This window comes from Streptomyces sp. NBC_01669, from assembly GCF_026339735.1.
In the GTDB taxonomy this organism is placed as follows: domain Bacteria; phylum Actinomycetota; class Actinomycetes; order Streptomycetales; family Streptomycetaceae; genus Streptomyces; species Streptomyces yanii.
In genome coordinates this window covers 3808600-3827227 of record NZ_JAPEQG010000001.1, presented here as the reverse complement: position 1 = coordinate 3827227, position 18628 = coordinate 3808600, and the positions used below count along the sequence as shown (strand labels likewise).

Annotated in this window: 14 protein-coding genes; 10 read left to right on the top strand and 4 right to left on the bottom strand. The window is 72.8% G+C overall.

The features are described 5' to 3' along the window. The first annotated feature begins 306 nt into the window (after nucleotides 1–306). Nucleotides 307–720, top strand: a complete 414-nt coding sequence (locus tag OG972_RS16845) for a cobalamin B12-binding domain-containing protein (protein WP_266982434.1) — start codon at nucleotides 307–309, stop codon at nucleotides 718–720. Between the two features lie 167 nt (nucleotides 721–887). On the opposite strand, the gene OG972_RS16840 is transcribed toward OG972_RS16845, so the two are convergent. Both OG972_RS16840 and OG972_RS16835 read right to left on the bottom strand, forming a co-directional pair. Then, the gene (locus OG972_RS16840; protein WP_266982433.1) at nucleotides 888–2486 is read right to left on the bottom strand and encodes a DUF5691 domain-containing protein; all 1599 of its coding nucleotides are present in this window, start codon (nucleotides 2484–2486) and stop codon (nucleotides 888–890) included. Between the two features lie 377 nt (nucleotides 2487–2863). After that, nucleotides 2864–4267: an SWIM zinc finger family protein gene (locus OG972_RS16835; protein WP_266982431.1), complete on the bottom strand. Its 1404-nt coding sequence runs from the start codon at nucleotides 4265–4267 to the stop codon at nucleotides 2864–2866. 133 nt (nucleotides 4268–4400) lie between these two features. On the opposite strand from OG972_RS16835, the gene OG972_RS16830 reads away from it, so the two are divergent. The 8 genes from OG972_RS16830 to sucD all read left to right on the top strand — a co-directional run bounded on the left by OG972_RS16830 (nucleotide 4401) and on the right by sucD (nucleotide 14454). Beyond that, nucleotides 4401–4847: a hypothetical protein gene (locus OG972_RS16830; protein WP_266982429.1), complete on the top strand. Its 447-nt coding sequence runs from the start codon at nucleotides 4401–4403 to the stop codon at nucleotides 4845–4847. Between the two features lie 111 nt (nucleotides 4848–4958). Next, nucleotides 4959–6071 carry an AAA family ATPase gene (locus tag OG972_RS16825; protein WP_266982427.1) on the top strand — a complete coding sequence of 371 codons (1113 nt, stop codon included), beginning with the start codon at nucleotides 4959–4961 and terminating at the stop codon, nucleotides 6069–6071. Then, on the top strand, nucleotides 6068–8479 hold the full coding sequence (locus OG972_RS16820; protein WP_266982425.1) for a DUF5682 family protein: 2412 nt from the start codon (nucleotides 6068–6070) through the stop codon (nucleotides 8477–8479). Before OG972_RS16825 ends, OG972_RS16820 begins: the two co-directional genes overlap by 4 nt. A gap of 89 nt (nucleotides 8480–8568) precedes the next feature. Then, the gene (locus OG972_RS16815) at nucleotides 8569–9711 is read left to right on the top strand and encodes a VWA domain-containing protein (protein WP_266990537.1); all 1143 of its coding nucleotides are present in this window, start codon (nucleotides 8569–8571) and stop codon (nucleotides 9709–9711) included. Nucleotides 9712–9815: 104 nt separating this feature from the next. Beyond that, entirely contained in the window at nucleotides 9816–10766 is a 951-nt protein-coding gene (locus OG972_RS16810) for a hypothetical protein (RefSeq protein WP_266982423.1), read from the top strand. Nucleotides 10767–10872: 106 nt separating this feature from the next. Beyond that, nucleotides 10873–12003 (top strand): hypothetical protein, encoded by a 1131-nt coding sequence (locus OG972_RS16805; protein ID WP_266982421.1) that lies wholly within the window; start codon nucleotides 10873–10875, stop codon nucleotides 12001–12003. A 363-nt stretch (nucleotides 12004–12366) separates the two neighbouring features. After that, nucleotides 12367–13548 (top strand): ADP-forming succinate--CoA ligase subunit beta, encoded by a 1182-nt coding sequence (gene sucC, locus OG972_RS16800; RefSeq protein WP_266982419.1) that lies wholly within the window; start codon nucleotides 12367–12369, stop codon nucleotides 13546–13548. 21 nt (nucleotides 13549–13569) lie between these two features. Then, nucleotides 13570–14454, top strand: coding sequence for a succinate--CoA ligase subunit alpha (sucD, locus tag OG972_RS16795; RefSeq protein WP_266982417.1), 885 nt, complete (start codon nucleotides 13570–13572; stop codon nucleotides 14452–14454). A gap of 108 nt (nucleotides 14455–14562) precedes the next feature. On the opposite strand, the gene OG972_RS16790 is transcribed toward sucD, so the two are convergent. Next, nucleotides 14563–15783: a helix-turn-helix domain-containing protein gene (locus OG972_RS16790; protein WP_266982415.1), complete on the bottom strand. Its 1221-nt coding sequence runs from the start codon at nucleotides 15781–15783 to the stop codon at nucleotides 14563–14565. Nucleotides 15784–15908: 125 nt separating this feature from the next. Here OG972_RS16790 and OG972_RS16785 point away from each other — a divergent pair, with 125 nt between their 5' ends. Continuing rightward, nucleotides 15909–17606 carry a DUF6350 family protein gene (locus OG972_RS16785; protein WP_266982413.1) on the top strand — a complete coding sequence of 566 codons (1698 nt, stop codon included), beginning with the start codon at nucleotides 15909–15911 and terminating at the stop codon, nucleotides 17604–17606. Here OG972_RS16785 and OG972_RS16780 read toward each other — a convergent pair. Continuing rightward, complete coding sequence (locus tag OG972_RS16780; protein ID WP_266982411.1) at nucleotides 17596–18468, bottom strand: hypothetical protein; 873 nt, start codon at nucleotides 18466–18468, stop codon at nucleotides 17596–17598. The two genes, OG972_RS16785 and OG972_RS16780, sit on opposite strands and share 11 nt — an antisense overlap. Between the last annotated feature and the right edge of the window lie 160 nt (nucleotides 18469–18628).

Below are 18628 nucleotides of genomic sequence, written 5' to 3'. Positions count from 1 at the left end.
TATGCCCTCATGGGGTGCCGTGGCAGAGGCGCGGGTGGCTGGTCGGACCACCTGTTGATGAGCCGTACCACCGTGCCGTGCGGCTGACGGCGCGGTGGTACGGCGACCTCATAGCGGCTCCCCTGGCCTCCGTGGCCCGCGCGGCAGGCATGCCGCGTGATGCGGGAACGGGGCCCGGCGAACATGTCCCAGGTGTGATTTCCCCCTCCCGGCCCACCGCGAAACGGCGGGTTGCGGGATGCTGTCGATAACGTTCGTTCACATCCCCGGCCCTTTCCGGCACGGGAGACGCATGTGGAGGCAGTGATGGGTGTGACCGGTCCGATCCGTGTGGTGGTGGCCAAGCCGGGCCTCGACGGCCATGACCGCGGGGCGAAGGTGATCGCGCGGGCGCTGCGCGACGCCGGTATGGAGGTCATCTACACCGGGCTCCACCAGACGCCCGAGCAGATCGTCGACACCGCGATCCAGGAGGACGCCGACGCGATCGGCCTCTCGATCCTCTCCGGCGCGCACAACACGCTCTTCGCCAAGGTGATCGAGCTCCTGAAGGAGCGCGACGCGGAGGACATCAAGGTCTTCGGCGGCGGCATCATCCCGGAGGCGGACATCGCACCGCTGAAGGAGCAGGGCGTCGCGGCGATTTTCACCCCGGGGGCGACGACGGGCTCGATCGTCGACTGGGTGAACGCCAACGTCCGCCAGTCCGCAGACGCCTGACCGGGCGGGCCGGGGCGCTCGCCCGTCCGGTGCCCTGCGTCCTCAGTCGCCCGCCCGGTGCGAGGCCGGGTCCGTCGAAGGGGTCCCCCTGCCCTGGAGACCACGGGGGGATTGAGGACGCAGCGCGGCGCAGGCAGCGCAATCCGCCGCCGGCACCACCGCACCCCCTACGCCGCCTCCGGCAGCAGCTCCGCCTCCATCGCCGCGCGCAGCCGCAGGGTGGAGACCAGGCGCTGGAATGCCTCCGACCAGTAGCCGGCGGCTCCCGGCGACGCGCCCTCCGGCTCGTCCGGTGTCGTCGTGAGGACCTCCAGGCGGTCTGCCTCCGCCGGGTTCAGACAGCGCTCGGCGAGACCCATCACGCCGCTGAAGCTCCACGGATAGCTCCCCGCGTCGCGGGCGATGTCGAGCGCGTCGACGACCGATCTGCCCAGCGGCTCCGCCCATGGAACCGTGCAGACCCCCAGGAGCTGGAACGCCTCGGACAGCCCGTGCGCGGCAATGAAGTCGGCCACCCACGCGGCCCGTTCCGTACCGGGCAGTGTGGCGAGGAGCTTGGAGCGCTCGGCGAGCGACGCCGTGCCGGGGCCGTTCGACGGGGGTATGGAGGGGGCGCCCAGCAGAGCGCGGGCCCACTCCGGGGCCCGCTGCCGGACCGCCGCCCGGCACCACGCCGCGTGCAGTTCCTCACCCCAGCCGTCGGCGACGGGCAGCGCGACGATCTCCTGCGGCGTACGCCCGCCGAACCGCGCCGGCCAGGTGGACAGTGGGGCCGACTCCACCAACTGGCCCAGCCACCACGACCGTTCGCCCCGGCCGGACGGCGGCGCCGCGACCACGCCGTCGCGCTGCATGTCCGCATCGCATTCATGCGGCGCCTCCACGGCGATGGACGCGGAACTGGCCGTCAGGTCCGGGTTCACGCACGACGCCGCACGGGCCGCCATCCGCCCGGCCAGCGCCGACTCCGGCAGCGCGGACAGCAGCTCGGCGGCTGTCGCGCGGACATTGCGGCTGCGGTCGGAGAGCGCCTGCTCCAGGAACGGTTCGTCCGCACCGGACAGCCCGGTACGCAGCGAGTCCACGAACATCAGCCGGTCCTCGGCACGCTCCGTCGGCCACGTGCTGGTCAGCAGCGCGAGCGCGCTCCCCGGATCATGTGCGCGTACGGCCCCGAGCAGGGCGACGCGCTCGGCGAACAAGCCCTCCTCCCACAGCCGGCGCACCGCCTCCGGGTCCGTCACCTCGGGCCGCGGCGCGCCGCCGGACGAGCCGCGCAGCGCGAACCTCCAGTCGGGGTTCAGCCGGGCCAGCCACAGCCCACGCGGCCCGGCGAACGCCAGGGCCTGCGGCCGCAGGTCGGTACGGGCGCGGGCCGCGTCCAAAAGCGCCGGGAGCAGCGCCGCCGGCGCCCGGTAGCCGTGCAGACCGGCTGTGGCCAGCCACTGCGGGATCAGCTCGGTGAGATCCGGCGCGGCACCGCGCCGACCGCCCGCACCGCTCGGCGCCGACCGGTCGGCGAGCAGTTGGGCGAGTCTGCGCCGCGCGGCCGGCGGCAGGGGCGGCCGGTGGTCGGCGGGTGCCGTCCCCGGCCGCGCGGCCGCGGGCGCGGGAAGCAGTCCGGCTCTGTGCCGCACGGTGTGGAGCGCCGCCGCGTCCAGGAGCGCGACCGGCCCCCGATCGCCGCCCGCCGATGACGGCCGGCGATCGGTGCCGAGCAACGCCGAGGTGACGAGCTCGTCCCACGGGGTGGTTGTACTGGACATCGGTCCTCCTCGAGGGGTTCACAACTGCTGGGCAGGTGCATCGTTTTGGCGAACATGAACACGATGGGGTGAGCGGTGTGACGATCTGCGGGTATGCCCGGTGGAGTGTGGGTAACGTTCTCGGTGCGATCTGGGACGCAGGGTGTGGTGTCAGCAGTCGGGGCCCCCGTGTCACCAGCGAGATGGTTCGGGGCTTCCCCCGTCGCCTCCGGCCACACCCATATGGCCAGGTCGTAGGAATTCCGCCCGCCTGGGACGGACCGCATACGGGATATGCGTCGCCGACCGGGACGCGAAAGCGGAGGACCAGTGCGCCCAAGACCGTTCGGGGCGTGCCGGTGAGCCAGGACTCACTCCTGCCCACCGCCCAGGAACGGTCAGATGAGCGGTACGGTCTCGGCCGCACCGCCGTCGGAGCCATCGGCCCAGGCGGCGAGCGGGTCGAAGCCGCGGTGGCCGCATTCGCCGAACACCGTGAGGGGCGCGCCGCCGGACAGAGCGACGAGCTTCCACAGGCCCGGCCGGGACAGCGCCGACGGGATGACGGGCAGGGCCGTACCGCCTGTGGCATCCGCCAGTTGCCAGCCGTCGCCCGACGGCACCGGTATGACCTCGCGCAGGGTCACCGGCCAGGACTCCAGCCAGGGGTCGTCCCGTAGGGCGCGCCCGTACGAGGCGACCGCGCCCGCGGTCGTGGAGCCCCGAGGGGGAGTGCCGGACGGCACCGGCGCACCGAACTGCGCGCCCAGCTCGGCCCGTAGCTGCCCGGCTCCCTGATACGGCGTGAGTTCGGCGTCGAGCGTGACGCCCACCGGCAGGGCCTGCCCCGGGGAGCGCCCGGCCGCTCCGAAGGACAGCAGCAGTGCGGTGCGGCCCGAGTCTCTTCCGTACAGCCAGATCCGACGCGTGACGATCTTGCCGTCCGGCGTGTCGTACTGGGCGAGGACCAGCCACCGGTCACGGACCGGGAGGCCGTCGGCGGGGGATGTCAGCCCCACCCGCGTACGGACCGTCGCGGCCAGCGGCTCCGGCAGGCGGTCGATGCCCAGCCACGCGGTGTCCAGCAGATGCAGCAGCGCGCACTCCTGGAGCAACCGCGCCGGCCAGCCGGCGCCGGACGCCGGGATCGCCCCCAACTCCCGGACCCGGCCCGCAAGTCCCGGCGCCTGCGCGTCGACCATGCGGGCCGCCGTCTCCTCCCACAGCCCGTACCCCGACTGGTCGGCCGCCGCCAGACCGCCGCGCAGCAGATCCATCAGCCGCTGCTCCAACTCCTGTGCACCGCCGGTGATCCGCTCGGCCCGACGCTCGGCGCGCCGCCGGGCGGCCTCCCGGTCGGCCGGGCCCGCGGCCGAGGCGCCGCCCGCCGCCGGCCCGCCCTTCTCCCCCTTGGTCTCCGCGCGCTTGCGACGGCCTGTCAGCCACTCGCCGGCCCAGTCCGGCACCTCGCCCGCGGGCAGAGCCGATGCGCCGGAAGCCCAGACCAGCAGCAGACCCAGCGCGTGCTTGCACGGGAACTTCCGGCTGGGGCAACTGCACCTGTACGCAGGGCCGGTCGTGTCGACCACGGTTTGATACGGCTTGCTTCCACTGCCCTTGCACAGCCCCCACACCGCACCCGAACCGTCACACCCGCCACCCGACCACGGGCCGGTCGAACCGAGCTTGCTCCCCGCCTTGCGTGATGCCTCGTCAGGAGCCAGGGCCAGGACCTGCTCCACCGTCCAGCGCGCCGCCGGAGCAGCGGTGCGCAAGGGTTCTCCCTCGTGAGATAGCAGCATGGGGACGACGGTAGAACGCACCACTGACAATCAGTCTGACCTGCCATTTCGTCGTCGGGCAAGCACCTTGACTTTACTCTTCCTTTGCGATTCGCTGCGAGGTACCGACCTTTGAATCCGGGGGGATCGACCGATGAGCCACACCGTCCGCAGCGTCCACAACTTCCGTAACGCCCGCACCATCCGGACTGCCGTCTCCGCAGCCGTCGTCCTCGGTCTCGCCGTGGGCCTCGGGGCCTGCTCCGAGTCCGTCGATCAGGTGGACAAGGCCGTGGACGAGACGTACGAAGTCACCTACGAGGTCACCGGTACGAGCGTCGACGAGATCCAGTTCCACGCGGGCGGGGGCAAGGCCATGGACCCGGAGATCGAGACGGTCAAGTCCCCGACCCTGCCGTGGCGGAAGACCGTCACGCTGCGCGGCATCATGCCGCCCGCCGTCATGCCGATCGCCCTGGACGAGACCGGGGCCGACGTCGCCTGCTCGATCACGCACAAGGGCAAGGTCATCAAGGAGGCCAAGGGCGAGGGACTCATCACCGCCGGCGGCTGCGTCGCGGTCTCACCGGTGGCCGGCTGAACTCCCCGCCCGTAGCCGCTGAATCGGCCCTGACCTGCGGTCGGGGCCGATTGTCAGTGGCATGGTGCACGGTGGGAACCACATCAGGTCGACCGATCTGGAGGGGGATCCATGACCGTGTCCGAAACCACCGCCGCCGTCGGCGTACAGGCCCTGCGACCGCACGCCGAGGACGCCTTCGCCCATGAGCTGAAGGCCCTTGCCGCAGCCGACGACCGCCCGCGGCCCGCCCGTTGGCAGCTGTCTCCGTGGGCGGTCGCCACCTACCTGCTCGGCGGCACCCTGCCCGACGGCACGGTGATCACACCCAAGTACGTCGGCCCGCGCCGCCTCGTCGAGGTCGCCGTGACCACACTCGCCACCGACCGGGCCCTGCTGCTCCTCGGTGTTCCCGGCACCGCCAAGACCTGGGTCTCCGAGCACCTCGCGGCCGCTGTCAGCGGCGACTCGACGCTGCTCGTCCAGGGCACGGCGGGCACACCCGAGGAAGCCGTCCGCTACGGGTGGAACTACGCGCAGCTGCTGGCGCACGGCCCCAGCCGCGACGCACTGGTGCCCAGCCCGCTGATGCGTGCCATGTCCGAGGGCATGACCGCGCGGATCGAGGAGCTCACCCGCATCCCCGCCGATGTGCAGGACTCGCTCATCACGATCCTGTCGGAGAAGACGCTCCCCGTTCCGGAGCTGGGCCAGGAGGTCCAGGCGGTCCGCGGTTTCAACGTCATCGCCACCGCCAACGACCGCGACCGCGGGGTCAACGAGCTGTCCAGCGCGCTGCGCCGGCGGTTCAACACGGTCGTGCTGCCGCTGCCCGCCACGCCCGACGCCGAGGTCGACATCGTGTCCCGGCGCGTCGACCAGATGGGGCGCTCGCTCGACCTTCCGGCCGCACCCGACGGCATGGCCGAGATCCGACGGGTGGTCACGGTCTTCCGCGAACTGCGCGACGGCATCACGACGGACGGACGCACCAAGCTCAAGTCCCCGTCGGGCACGCTGTCCACGGCCGAGGCCATCTCCGTCGTCACCAACGGCCTGGCGCTCGCTGCCCACTTCGGCGACGGAGTGCTGCGCCCCGGCGATGTCGCGGCCGGCATCCTCGGCGCGGTCGTCCGGGACCCGGCGGCGGACCGGGTGGTCTGGCAGGAGTACCTGGAGACCGTGGTCCGGGAGCGGGACGGCTGGAAGGACTTCTACCGCGCCTGCCGCGAGGTATCCGCATGACCCGGGCCGCGCGTCCCGTCGGACCGCTGCTGCTGGGGGTGCGGCACCACGGGCCGGGCTCGGCCCGAGCCGTCCGTGCGGCGTTGGAAGCCACCCGCCCGCAGGCGGTGCTCATCGAGGGGCCTCCCGAGGGTGACGCACTGCTGCCGCTGGCGGCCGACGAGCGGATGCGACCGCCGGTCGCGCTGCTCGCCCATGCCGTGGACGACCCGGGGCAGGCGGCGTTCTGGCCGCTGGCCGCCTTCTCGCCCGAGTGGGTCGCGATCCGCTGGGCGCTGGCGCACGACGTGCCGGTCCGCTTCATCGACCTGCCCGCGGCGAACTCCCTGGCCATGACACAGGCAGCGGAACGCGAACCGGGCAGGGACGGGGGCGGGGAAGCGGACGGGACCGGGGGTACGGACGGGGGCGTAGCCGGGGAGCCGGCTCCGGGATGCTCACCCGGGCATGCCCCGATCGACCCCATCGGCGTACTGGCCGGGACAGCGGGATACGACGACCCGGAGCGATGGTGGGAGGACGTCGTCGAACACCGCACCCAGGGCGGTGAGGCCGTCGACCCACGGGCAGCGTTCGCCGCGCTCGCCGAGGCGATGACGGCCCTGCGTGATGTGTACGGGGACGGCGGGCATCCCCGGGACGCCGTCCGCGAGGCGTACATGCGCATCCAACTCCGCAAGGCGGTGAAGGAGTTCGGTGACGACATCGCGGTCGTCTGCGGTGCCTGGCATGTGCCCGCGCTCGGCACGAGGACCACACTCGCCGCCGACAGGGCCCTGCTCAAGGGGCTGCCCAAGCTCAAGGCCGAGCTGACCTGGGTGCCTTGGTCGCATCGGCGGCTCGCCCGGCACAGCGGATACGGGGCGGGCATCGACTCGCCCGGCTGGTACGGACACCTCTTCGGGGCCGCCGACCGCCCGATCGAGCGGTGGATGACGAAGGTTGCCGGACTCCTGCGCGACGAGGACCGGTTCGTGTCGTCCGCCCATGTCATCGAGGCCGTCCGGCTCGCCGAGACCCTCGCCGCCCTGCGCGGCCGCCCGCTGGCAGGGCTGAGCGAGACGATCGATGCGATCCGGGCCGTGATGTGCGAAGGCTCCGATGTGCCGCTCGCGCTCGTCCGGGACCGGCTGATCGTCGGCGAGACACTCGGCGAAGTGCCGGACACCGCCCCTGCCGTGCCCCTGCAGAGGGACCTCACCCGACAGCAGCGCACGCTCCGTCTCAAACCGGAAGCGCTGGAGCGGGAGTTGGAGCTCGACCTGCGCAAGGACACCGACGCGGCCCGCAGCCGGCTGCTCCATCGGCTGCGGATCCTCGCCGTCGGCTGGGGCGAACCGGCCACCGGGCGGGGGAGCACCGGCACCTTCCGGGAGAGCTGGCGGCTGCGCTGGGAACCCGAGCTGTACGTACAGGTCGCGGAGGCCGGCACCTGGGGCACCACCGTGCTCTCCGCAGCGACGGCCAAGGCCGGGGCCCAGGCGGTCTCGGCGACCGCCCTCGCCGAGGTCACCGCGCTCGCCGAGCGCTGTCTCCTTGCCGAACTGCCCGAGGCACTGCCCGTGGTGATGCGGGCCCTCGCCGACCGCGCCGCGCTCGACGTGGACGTCGGCCACCTTGCCGACGCCCTGCCCGCCCTCGCCCGCACCTTGCGGTACGGGGATGTGCGGTCCACGGACACCGCGGCGCTCGGCGAGGTCGCGGCCGGGCTCGCCGAGCGGATCTGTGTCGGACTGCCGCCCGCCTGCACCGGGCTGGACGCCGACGGAGCCGCCGAACTGCGTCGCAAGGTGGACGGCGTCCACACCGCGATCGGGCTGCTCGCCGGAACCGTGCCGGCCGGCGGACTCCGCGAGCGCTGGGCCGCCGTGCTGCACAAGCTGGCCGCCCGGGACACGGTCGCGGGCGTCATCCGGGGCCGTTCGACGCGGCTGCTCCTCGACGACGGGCGGCTCGAAGAGGACGACGCGGCACGGCTGATGGGCCTCGCCCTCTCGCCCGGCACACCCCCGGCCGACGCGGCGGCCTGGATCGAGGGGTTTGTCGGCGGGGCCGACGGGGGCGGCATGCTCCTTGTCCACGACGAGCGGCTGCTCGGCCTGGTCGACGCCTGGCTGGCCGGTGTCCCCGCCGACACGTTCACCGATGTGCTCCCGCTGCTGCGCCGCACCTTCTCGGCGTACGAAGCAGGCGTACGGCGCACGCTCGGCGAGCTCGTACGACGCGGTCCGGCCGCCGGGGCACCGGCCGCGACTGTCGCCGGGACGGCGGCGCCCGGCTTCGGCCCGGGCCTCGACGAGGCGCGGGCGGACGCGGTGGTGCCGGTGCTGCGGCTGCTGCTGGGACTGGACGCCGAGGGTGCCGAGGGTGCCGAGAACGCCATGGAACCGCTGGGGGCAACAGGATGACGACGGTCACGGAATCCGGCACGGACACGGAGCGGCCGGGAGCCGCCGGGCGGGGTGCGGCGGACGACGAACGGCTCCGGCGGTGGCGCATGGTGCTGGGCGCGGACAGCGCCGAGTCCACCGGGTGCACCCTGACCGGACAGGACGCCGCGATGGACGGTGCGCTGAACGCGCTGTACGGCGGCGGGGGCAGGCCCGGCAGCCGCGGCGGGAGCGAGCGCTCGGCCGGACTCGGCGCCTCCGCCCCATCCGTCGCCCGCTGGCTCGGCGACATCCGCACGTACTTCCCCAGCTCCGTCGTCCAGGTCATGCAGCGCGACGCGATCGACCGGCTCGGTCTCTCCGCGCTGCTGCTGGAGCCGGAGATGCTGGAGGCCGTCGAGGCGGACGTCCACCTGGTCGGAACACTGCTCTCGCTCAACAAGGCGATGCCCGAGACGACGAAGGAGACGGCACGAGCCGTCGTACGCAAGGTGGTCGACGACCTGGAGAAGCGGCTCGCCACTCGCACCCGGGCCACGCTGACCGGCGCGCTCGACCGCTCGGCGAAGATCAACCGGCCGCGTCACCACGACATCGACTGGGACCGCACCATCCGGGCCAACCTCAAGAACTACCTCCTGCTTCCCGGCGGGGACGGGGCCGGCACGGTCGTCCCCGAGCGGCTCATCGGCTACGGACGCGCCGCGCAGGCGGTGAAGAAGGACGTCATCCTCTGCATCGACCAGTCGGGGTCGATGGCCGCCTCCGTCGTCTACGCCTCCGTCTTCGGCGCGGTGCTCGCCTCCATGCGTACGTTGCGGACCAGGCTCGTCGTCTTCGACACGGCTGTCGTCGACCTCACCGAGCAGCTCGACGACCCCGTCGACGTCCTCTTCGGCACCCAGCTCGGCGGCGGCACGGACATCAACCGGGCGCTCGCCTACTGCCAGTCCCAGATCACCCGGCCCGCCGACACCGTCGTGGTCCTCATCAGCGACCTCTACGAAGGCGGCATCCGCAACGAAATGCTGAAGCGGGTGGCCGCGATGAAGGCGTCCGGCGTGCAGTTCGTGACGCTGCTCGCCCTGTCCGACGAGGGCGCGCCCGCCTACGACCGCGAGCACGCGGCGGCGCTCGGCGCGCTCGGAGCACCGGCATTCGCGTGCACCCCGGACCTCTTTCCGGAGGTGATGGCCGCGGCACTGGAGAAGAGGCCACTGCCCATACCGGACAAGGAGACCCATCAGTAACAAGGGGCTTGCGTCAACCCGGGAGGGTCGTGCAAGCATCGTCCCGTCGCCCGCGGAGGACTGTGTTCCGCAGTCCGCGCCATTCTGGGAGGGCTCACTCCGACGTGACCACAGCAGCTGTACGTTCAGGCGCCGACCCGCGCCCGGCGCGTGGGCCGGTCGGCCGACGCACGCTGCAGGTGGTGCTGTTCCTGGGCGGACTGCTGGCGCTCGGCGTCCTCTTCGGGGCCGAGGCGCACGCGGAGCAGGTGCCCGTTCCGTCACATGCCGTCGTGGAGAAGGCGGTTGCACGGGGGTCCGATGCGATGGCCGACCGTACAGCGGTTCCGGACGCCGAATCGGCCACGGACGCCACCGAGGCCTCGGCCGCGGTCGCGACACGCGTTCCGGCTGCCCGGCCGGAGGGGTCGCGGGCCGCCGCAAGGCTCGCCGTGCCTGCGGCCGCCACCACCGCCACTGCTCCACCGGCTCCCTCTGCGGCCACCGCGGGCCCCGACGCCGTTCCCGGCCTCCGGCCGGTCGCCGGGGCGGCGCGGGCCACGGTCCAGGACCTCGGCCGGCCGGTCGGCCGACTGGTCGGAAAGGCCGTCGGCCCGGCTCTCGGCCAGGCTGCCGGGCTGCTCCCGGACCCGTTGGCACTGCCGACAGGACTGCTGCCTCCCCATCCCCCCATCGGGCCGCCCGCCCACGGCTCTGCCGAAGGCAGTGCCCCACGCCCCTCCGCACCCGCGTCTCGTCCTGCCGGCGCGTACACCGTTGCGGCCGATCCGGGCCGGGGCTTCGCCGTCCTGCTGAGCGGCGTGGCTGCGAAGGGAACGGAGCGACGGGGCGCCGTGCCGCAGTACCGGCCGGCGCCCGGGCAGGTGCCGCTCGACCCCTGTGGCGGCTTCGGCGGCCCCGCCACCGCCGTGACGCATGTGCCGCGCGGCGGCGACCAGCACGCCGTCCCGTTCGCGGGCGGTGCTTCCTTCGGGCTCGTACGCGGTGCCGGTCTTCCGGCCACCGCCGCCCCGATGCGTGACAGATCCGGCGAGATCGTCGAATTCCCCGGCTAGGGCAGGCCGTTCCCCCGCCTCGACCTGCCGCGCGGGGGCGGAACAGGTCTGCCCGCTGTCCGGACGACTCCGGACCGTCGAAACGTATTCGAAGGATCTGACACACATGCACAAGAACATCCGCCGTTCCATAGCTGTCGCCGCCACGGCCACCGGGATGTGGGCCCTCGGCACCGCCGCAGCCAGCGCGGACGAGCTGCCCGTCTCCGTCCCGCTGTCCACTCCCGACCACGCGGACGACGCGGCCGACGTGATCAATGGGGTCGACGGGGTCGAGGGCCTCGAGGACACCGTGCGGACGACGGCCGGTGAGGCGAAGGCAGCTGTCGGGGACACGGTCTCCAAGGCCACCGGGCAGGCCGGGCAGGTGACCGGCCTCAAGGGGAAGGTCGCCGGCGCCACCGGCACGGTCACGGGCACCGTCGACCGCGCCACCGGCGGCGCGGACGCGCAGGGCGTGCAGGACGGCCTGTCCGGTGCGTATGGGACGCAGGACCCGCAGGGCCTCCCCGGCTACGACGTTCCCGGGTTCGACGTCTCCTCGTACGGCGTCCCCACGTACGACATCCCGACCGCGCCCGACGCCCCGATCGACTACCTCTTCGGTCCGATCGAGCAGATCCCCGGCTACGTGCAGAACACCGCCCCCGGCGCCGTGACCACGGCACAGAGCACCGCCCACGGCGCTGTCGCGCAGGCCGGACCGGTTGTCGGACAGACCTCCGACTCCGTGCTCCCGCCGGTCGTCGTCGACGCCGTCTCCGCGGTGCTGCCGGTCGTCGACCAGGCGCTCGGGGATGTCGGCACCCTCGTCCAGGGGGTGGTCTCCGAGGTCTCGCCGTTCGCCCACGGTGTCGTCGAGCAGGACGCCCTGCCCTTCGTGTACGGCGTCACGGCCGAGGTCGGACCGCTGGCCGACGGGGTGACCGGTGCGGTCCAGCCGTTCGCCGGGGGAGTCGTCGCCGAGGTGCAGCCGCTCGCCCAGGGACTGACCGGGAACGCGGTCACCCCGTTCGCCCAGGGCGTCACGGCCCAGGTGAAGCCGCTGGCGCAGGGTGTCGGGGCACAGGTGCAGCCGTTCACGGCCGGTCTCGTCGGCACGGCGGGCGGCGACGCCCGTCCGGCCGTCGAGCACGCGGTGTACGGAGTGGCGGGTCTGGACTCGATCGCTCCCGCCTGTCTGCGCGATGCGGTGGCCGCCTTCACCGCTCCGGAGTACCCGACCCCGGGGATCTGAGACCCCTCGGAACGCCGAGTGCAGTTCCCGGCCCGTGGCCGGGCGGTTCCCCGCCGTGTCAGGACCACCGCGTCCCGACCGTGGGCACCGCCCGGCCGCGGGCCGCCCCTCGCTCCACCGGCGCGGCCCGGGCTGTTCTGTCCACTGCGACCCGGCCGCCAGCACGATCTGTGACCGTAATCACCGCCCAGGTGTGATCTGCGATTTAGGGTCCTGCGGAGCTCGGGGATAACCTGCGAGATGGACATGCCGCGTACTCGGTAACCGTGTGCGCCTTCCTTGTGACCGAGCAGTCACGTTGCCCCTCGCGGCACGCCCACGCTGAAAACGAACCGCGAGACCACTGAAAAGGGACGGACGCGCGTGGACCTGTTCGAGTACCAGGCGAGGGACCTCTTCGCCAAGCACGGTGTACCGGTGCTGGCCGGTGAAGTCATTGACACGCCTGAGGCAGCCCGCGAGGCGACCGAGCGGCTGGGCGGCAAGTCTGTCGTCAAGGCGCAGGTGAAGGTCGGCGGCCGCGGCAAGGCCGGCGGCGTCAAGCTGGCCGCCACCCCCGACGAGGCGGTCGCCCGGGCGACCGACATTCTCGGCATGGACATCAAGGGCCACACGGTCCACAAGGTGATGATCGCCGAGACCGCGCCGGAGATCCTTGAGGAGTACTACGTCTCGTACCTCCTCGACCGCACCAACCGCACCTTCCTGGCCATGGCCTCGGTGCAGGGCGGCATGGACATCGAGGAGGTCGCGGAGAAGACCCCCGAGGCCCTCGCGAAGGTCCCGGTCGACTCCAACACCGGTGTCACGATCGAGAAGGCCCGCGAGATCGTCGCCCAGGCGAAGTTCCCGGCCGAGGTTGCCGAGAAGGTCGCCGAGGTCATGGTGACGCTGTGGGAGACGTTCGTCGCCGAGGACGCGCTCCTCGTCGAGGTCAACCCGCTCGCCAAGGTCGCCTCCGGCGACGTCCTGGCGCTGGACGGCAAGGTGTCTCTCGACGAGAACGCCGACTTCCGTCAGCCCGGCCACGAGGCCCTCGAGGACAAGGACGCAGCCAACCCGCTCGAGGCTGCCGCCAAGGCCAAGAACCTCAACTACGTCAAGCTCGACGGCGAGGTCGGCATCATCGGTAACGGTGCCGGTCTGGTCATGTCGACCCTGGACGTCGTCGCGTACGCCGGTGAGAACCACGGCAACGTGAAGCCCGCCAACTTCCTCGACATCGGTGGCGGCGCCTCCGCAGAGGTCATGGCGAACGGCCTGGAGATCATCCTCGGCGACCCGGACGTCAAGTCCGTCTTCGTCAACGTCTTCGGTGGCATCACCGCGTGCGACGAGGTCGCCAACGGCATCGTCCAGGCTCTTGCGCTGCTCAAGAGCAAGGGCGAAGAGGTCACCAAGCCGCTGGTCGTGCGCCTCGACGGCAACAACGCGGAGCTGGGTCGCAGGATCCTTTCCGACGCCAACCACCCGCTGGTGCAGCGTGTGGACACCATGGACGGCGCGGCCGACAAGGCCGCCGAGCTCGCCGCGGCTGCGAAGTAAGGGACGAGGGACTCCAACACCATGGCTATCTTCCTCACCAAGGACAGCAAGGTCATCGTCCAGGGGATGACCGGTGCGACCGGCATGAAGCACACCAAGCTCATGCTGGCCGATGGCACCAACATCGTCGGCGGCGTGAACCCGCGCAAGGCCGGCACGACCGTCGACTTCGACGGCGCCGAGGTTCCCGTCTTCGGCTCCGTCGCCGAGGCGATGGAGAAGACCGGCGCCGACGTGTCCGTCCTCTTCGTGCCGCCGGCCTTCGCGAAGGCCGCCGTCGTCGAGGCGATCGACGCCGAGATCCCCCTCGCCGTCGTGATCACCGAGGGCATCGCCGTCCACGACTCGGCCGCCTTCTGGGCGTACGCCGGTTCGAAGGGCAACAAGACCCGGATCATCGGCCCGAACTGCCCCGGCCTGATCACCCCCGGCCAGTCCAACGCCGGCATCATCCCGGGCGACATCACCAAGCCCGGCCGCATCGGTCTCGTGTCGAAGTCCGGCACGCTGACCTACCAGATGATGTACGAGCTCCGTGACATCGGCTTCTCGTCCGCCGTCGGCATCGGTGGCGACCCGATCATCGGTACGACGCACATCGACGCCCTCGCGGCGTTCGAGGCCGACCCCGAGACCGACCTGATCGTCATGATCGGCGAGATCGGCGGCGACGCCGAGGAGCGTGCGGCGGACTTCATCGCGAAGAACGTCACCAAGCCGGTCGTCGGTTACGTCGCGGGCTTCACCGCCCCCGAGGGCAAGACCATGGGCCACGCGGGCGCCATCGTCTCCGGCTCCTCCGGCACCGCCCAGGCGAAGAAGGAGGCCCTCGAGGCCGCCGGCGTCAAGGTCGGCAAGACGCCGACCGAGACCGCCAAGCTGGCGCGCGAGATCCTCGGCGCCTGATCACCTCTTCGCGGGACTGCCTCCGCACAGACGGCGCGGGCCCGTACCCCTCCTCCGGGGGTACGGGCCCGCGCCGTTTCCTGTGCGCAGGCCGGAGCGCGCCGGAGGTCACCTCAGCTCCGGTACCAGTCGCGCCGGGCCACGGACGAGCTCTTCGCGGAGCTTCTTCTGCAGCTTCAGGTCCTGTGGGGTCAGCTTCTGGGGGCCGCTGCGGGGAGACGCACCGCCGACCTGCTCGGCGGGCGGATTCCCGTACCGCACCGGAGACGTCACCGTGGTGATCAGCGCGATCCCGACGATCAGGGCCGTCAGGGCGAGGGCTGCCCGCGTCCAGAGTCTGGCCTTGTGCTCACTGCCGTCACGGATCGCACGGGCCGCGGGCATCGCGGCCACCGGCTGAGTGAGGGCGAGCGCGCCCAGTTGCTCGTGCAGCAGCGCCGACTGTCCGGTGGGCGATGAGGGTTCCGCCAGCTCGGGCACCTGCTCCGCCACCGCGGCACGCGCGTTCATCAGCCGGCTCGCAGCCGCCGGTGTGCTTGCCTCCGTTTCCGCGGCGGTCTCCGGCAGGTCCAGGCCGACACCGTCGTAGAGCAGCAGGGTGCGACGGTAGGACGGCGGCAGGTCGAGCAGTGCGTCGAGCAGGGCCCGCGCGCCGGGGGCGGCGGGTGGCGGGTCGGGGTGGCGGTGCGCCCGGCGCAGCCGGTGCCAGGGCGACACGGCGTACTCGTATGCGGCTGCCCGTACCCAGCCCGCGGGGTCCCGGTCCACCGCGACCTCGGGCCAGCGCTGCCAGGCCTGCTCGAAGGCCCGCTCGACGGCCTCCCTGGAGAGGCTCCGGCGCCCGGTCAGCAGGAACGTCTGGCGGAAAAGGGCGGCGGCGTTCTTCACGTACAGGGCGTCGAATGCCTCCGCGGGTGTGAGGGCGGGTACGGGGGCGTCCGGCCGGTCGGTGGTCGGCGGCTCGTCCGCCCGTGCCGTTTCCGCCGTTCCCGCTGACGTTCCTTCCGGTGTCGCTGCCGGCGCCGGGGACGACGACGGCTTCGTCAGGTCGGCCCGCTTGCCGTGGGCGCCCGGAGGGGTGCTTTCCGAGGCGCCCCGCGCCCCGGTGCCGCCCGTACCGGCCGAGCCGATCAGCTTCGCGTACGCCTCACGCTTCCGCCCCCGAGGGCTGGTGCGGCCCGACTCCCAGGCCCGGACGGTGGCCGGGGTGACGCCCATGGCCGCAGCGACCTGCTCCTCACTCAGTGACTGCGCCTCACGCAGCCGGCGCCGCTCCTCGGGGGAGGGCAGGGGGGAGGAGTCGGCCGTGTCGGTGGTGCTCTGAGTCATGAGGAACCCCCGGCAGGCCTCCACGGGATGAAAATGTACATAACCGTATATTGGGCGACACAGCGGCTAATCGCCCGTTACATGGATTAAGTGCGTGTCGTTGGGAGCATGGCGATGTGATCCACATGACCGAACGCACCCCGTCGTTCTCGGCAGAGCAGGGAAGGACCGCCGTACTGGCATCCGCCTTTGTTCGGGGGGTGCTTGCCGCGGGGCTCGGACTCGGCTCGCTCACCGTCCTCGCCCTGGTGGTGTGGATCAGCTCCCCGGCCTCCGACAGCGGCCCCGGCGGGGCCCTCCACGCGGCGGCCGGGATCTGGCTGCTGGCGCACGGCGCGGCACTCGTCAGGACCGACACCCTCAGCGGCGCCCCCGCCCCCGTCGGCATCGTCCCGCTGCTGCTCACCGGGGTGCTGGTGTGGCTGGTGCACCGGGCCGCCCGCGACGTGATGGAGCCGGACGAGGGGCGCACACCGCCGTCGGGCGGGAGCGCCTTCTGCCTGGTGACGGCCGGATACCTGCTGGTCGCGGTGGCGGTCGCCCTCTACGCGAAGGGCGGACCGATGTTCGCGCAGCCGGGCTCGCTCCTGTACCCGATGGCCCTCGTGGTGGGGGGTGGAGCAGCCGCCGGGGTGTGGGCAGCGGCCGGGCGCCCGATCGGGCCGCCGTCCGCCTGGGCGCCGGCGCGGGTGCGCGAGGCGCTGGCACGGTCCCGGTTCGTGGAGCGGGCGGACGCGGTGCTCCGGTCGGCGGTGGCCGGGACGGCGGTGCTGCTGGGTGGCGGGGCGCTGCTCGTCGCGGTGGCCCTGGTGTGGCATGAGCAGCCGGTGCGGGACTCGTTCCTGGGGCTCTCCGGCGACTGGGCGGGCCGGGCCGCGGTCCTGCTGCTGGCGCTGGTGCTCGTGCCGGACGCGGCGGTGTGGGGTGCCGCGTACGGGATGGGGCCGGGATTCGCCCTCGGTACGGCGTCCACGGTCACCCCGCTCGCCTTCACCGGGCGGCCGGCCCTGCCGAACTTCCCGCTGCTGGCGGCGGTCCCCGCCCACGGGACCGGAACGGCTCCGAACTGGGCGGCCGCGGCGGTACCGGTCGCGGCCGGGGTGACGATCGCCTGGTTCACGGTGCGGAGGGCAGCGCCTGCCCGTGGCGTGGGGGAGCCGGCATGGGGCCTGCGGGGGACCGCGCTGACGGCTGCCCTGGCTGCGCTGGGATGCGGCGTGTGTACGGCGGTGCTGACCGCGGCGGCGGGCGGTCCGCTGGGGACCGGGGCCCTGGCGGAGTTCGGCCCCGTGTGGTGGCTGACCGGGGCGGCGGCGGTGGCGTGGACGGCACTGCTCGGTGTGCCGGGGGCGCTGCTGCTGAGGGCGTGGCGGCTGCGGGAGCCCGGCAGTGAGGGGGAGCGCGCCGAGGCGATGGAGAAAGCGGTGAACCCCGTGACACCTGGGGTGGCCGATGCGGAGGCGCCCGGGCGGCCGAGCGAGGAGCGGCGCCGGTGGTGGCGCCTGCGGCGCGGGCCCGGGGGCGAGGGCGCGGCCGCCGGCACGGAGTCCGGAACCGGACCTGCGGCTGGAGCAGGCACCGTACAGCCGTCCGCGACCGCGCCTGCGTACGCCTCCGTACCCACCCCCGCACACACCTCCGCGTCCCGCGACGAGGAACACGCGGGCCGGGACGCGTACGACTTCCTGCCGACCGATCCGTGGCAGGGGCGAGCGGTTGAGGATCCCCCTTGGGTCCCGCTCCTCACGGAGCCGGAAACGCCGTCGGCCCGGCCTCCGGAGGCCGGGCCGACGAGTGGGCCGGGAGAAAGCGCTACTTCTTGACGCCGAAGAACGGTTCCAGCGGCTTCGGCAGGAGATCGTTGCAGGCCAGCTGCCCGGACTTGGTGAGCGCGTCGTTCACGCAGGTGTAGTAGTCGCGGTAGACCAGCTGCACCGTGAACGTCATCGCGACGATCGACAGTGCCAGCAGCGCCGTGACGAGCCCGCTGACCGCGGCCGTCGTCTGCGGCCTGCCCTGGTTCTGCGCGTACGGCGCAGCGGGTCCGGAGGCCGGGGCGCCTGCCGGAGCGGAGCCCGTACCGGAGGAACCGGCGGCGCCGCCGGCCGCGCTGCCCGTCGCCGTCGCGCTCCTGGGCTTGGCGCGCAGTGAGCTGATCGACCAGTACACGGCCAGCGCGCCGAGCAGCAGGGCGATCTCCGGGAAATCGAAGATCGCGAAGAAGAAGGCCCACATGCCGGAGAGCAGCGCGTAGCGGGCGCGGCGCTGGGCGGGGTCGGTCGGGTCCCAGCGCAGTCCGCCGGGGGTGTTCTCGGGTCCGCCCTGGCCACCCGGGCCGTTCGGTCCGCCCTGGCCACCGGGACGGCCACCGAAGCCGCCGCTCTGGCGTCCCGGCTGGTGGCTGCTCCACTGACTGCCCCAGACGGGGCGGTCGTCGGAGGAGCCGTCCTCGGGTGCCCCGTCGCCGTTTCCGCTCCCGTTGCCGTCTCCGTCGGTCCCGCCGTTCGACGGGTGGCGGGGTTGCCACGGCTGGTCGGGGCGGTTCTCCGGCGGTGCGGCGAACGGGTTGTCGTCCTTGTCCGGGGAAGAGGAGGGGCCCGTGGGGGGCCGGCGTTCCCTCAGCAGCACTGAGGACCGCTCGGGCAGCGGGAGGCGGAAGGCGGTGCGGCGGCGTCGGTCCGGCATGTGGTGAACGTCTTCCCCATCTCGTCATTTCCGCCCTGCGGACGGTTCGCTGTCCCCTGACGCTACCTCCCGGCTGTCAGGGGCCGAAAGCTGGGAGCGCGGCGGTGGCCCGCGCCTTCCGCCCGGACGCCCTTCCTCTCTTCGGTCCGGCCCCTCACCC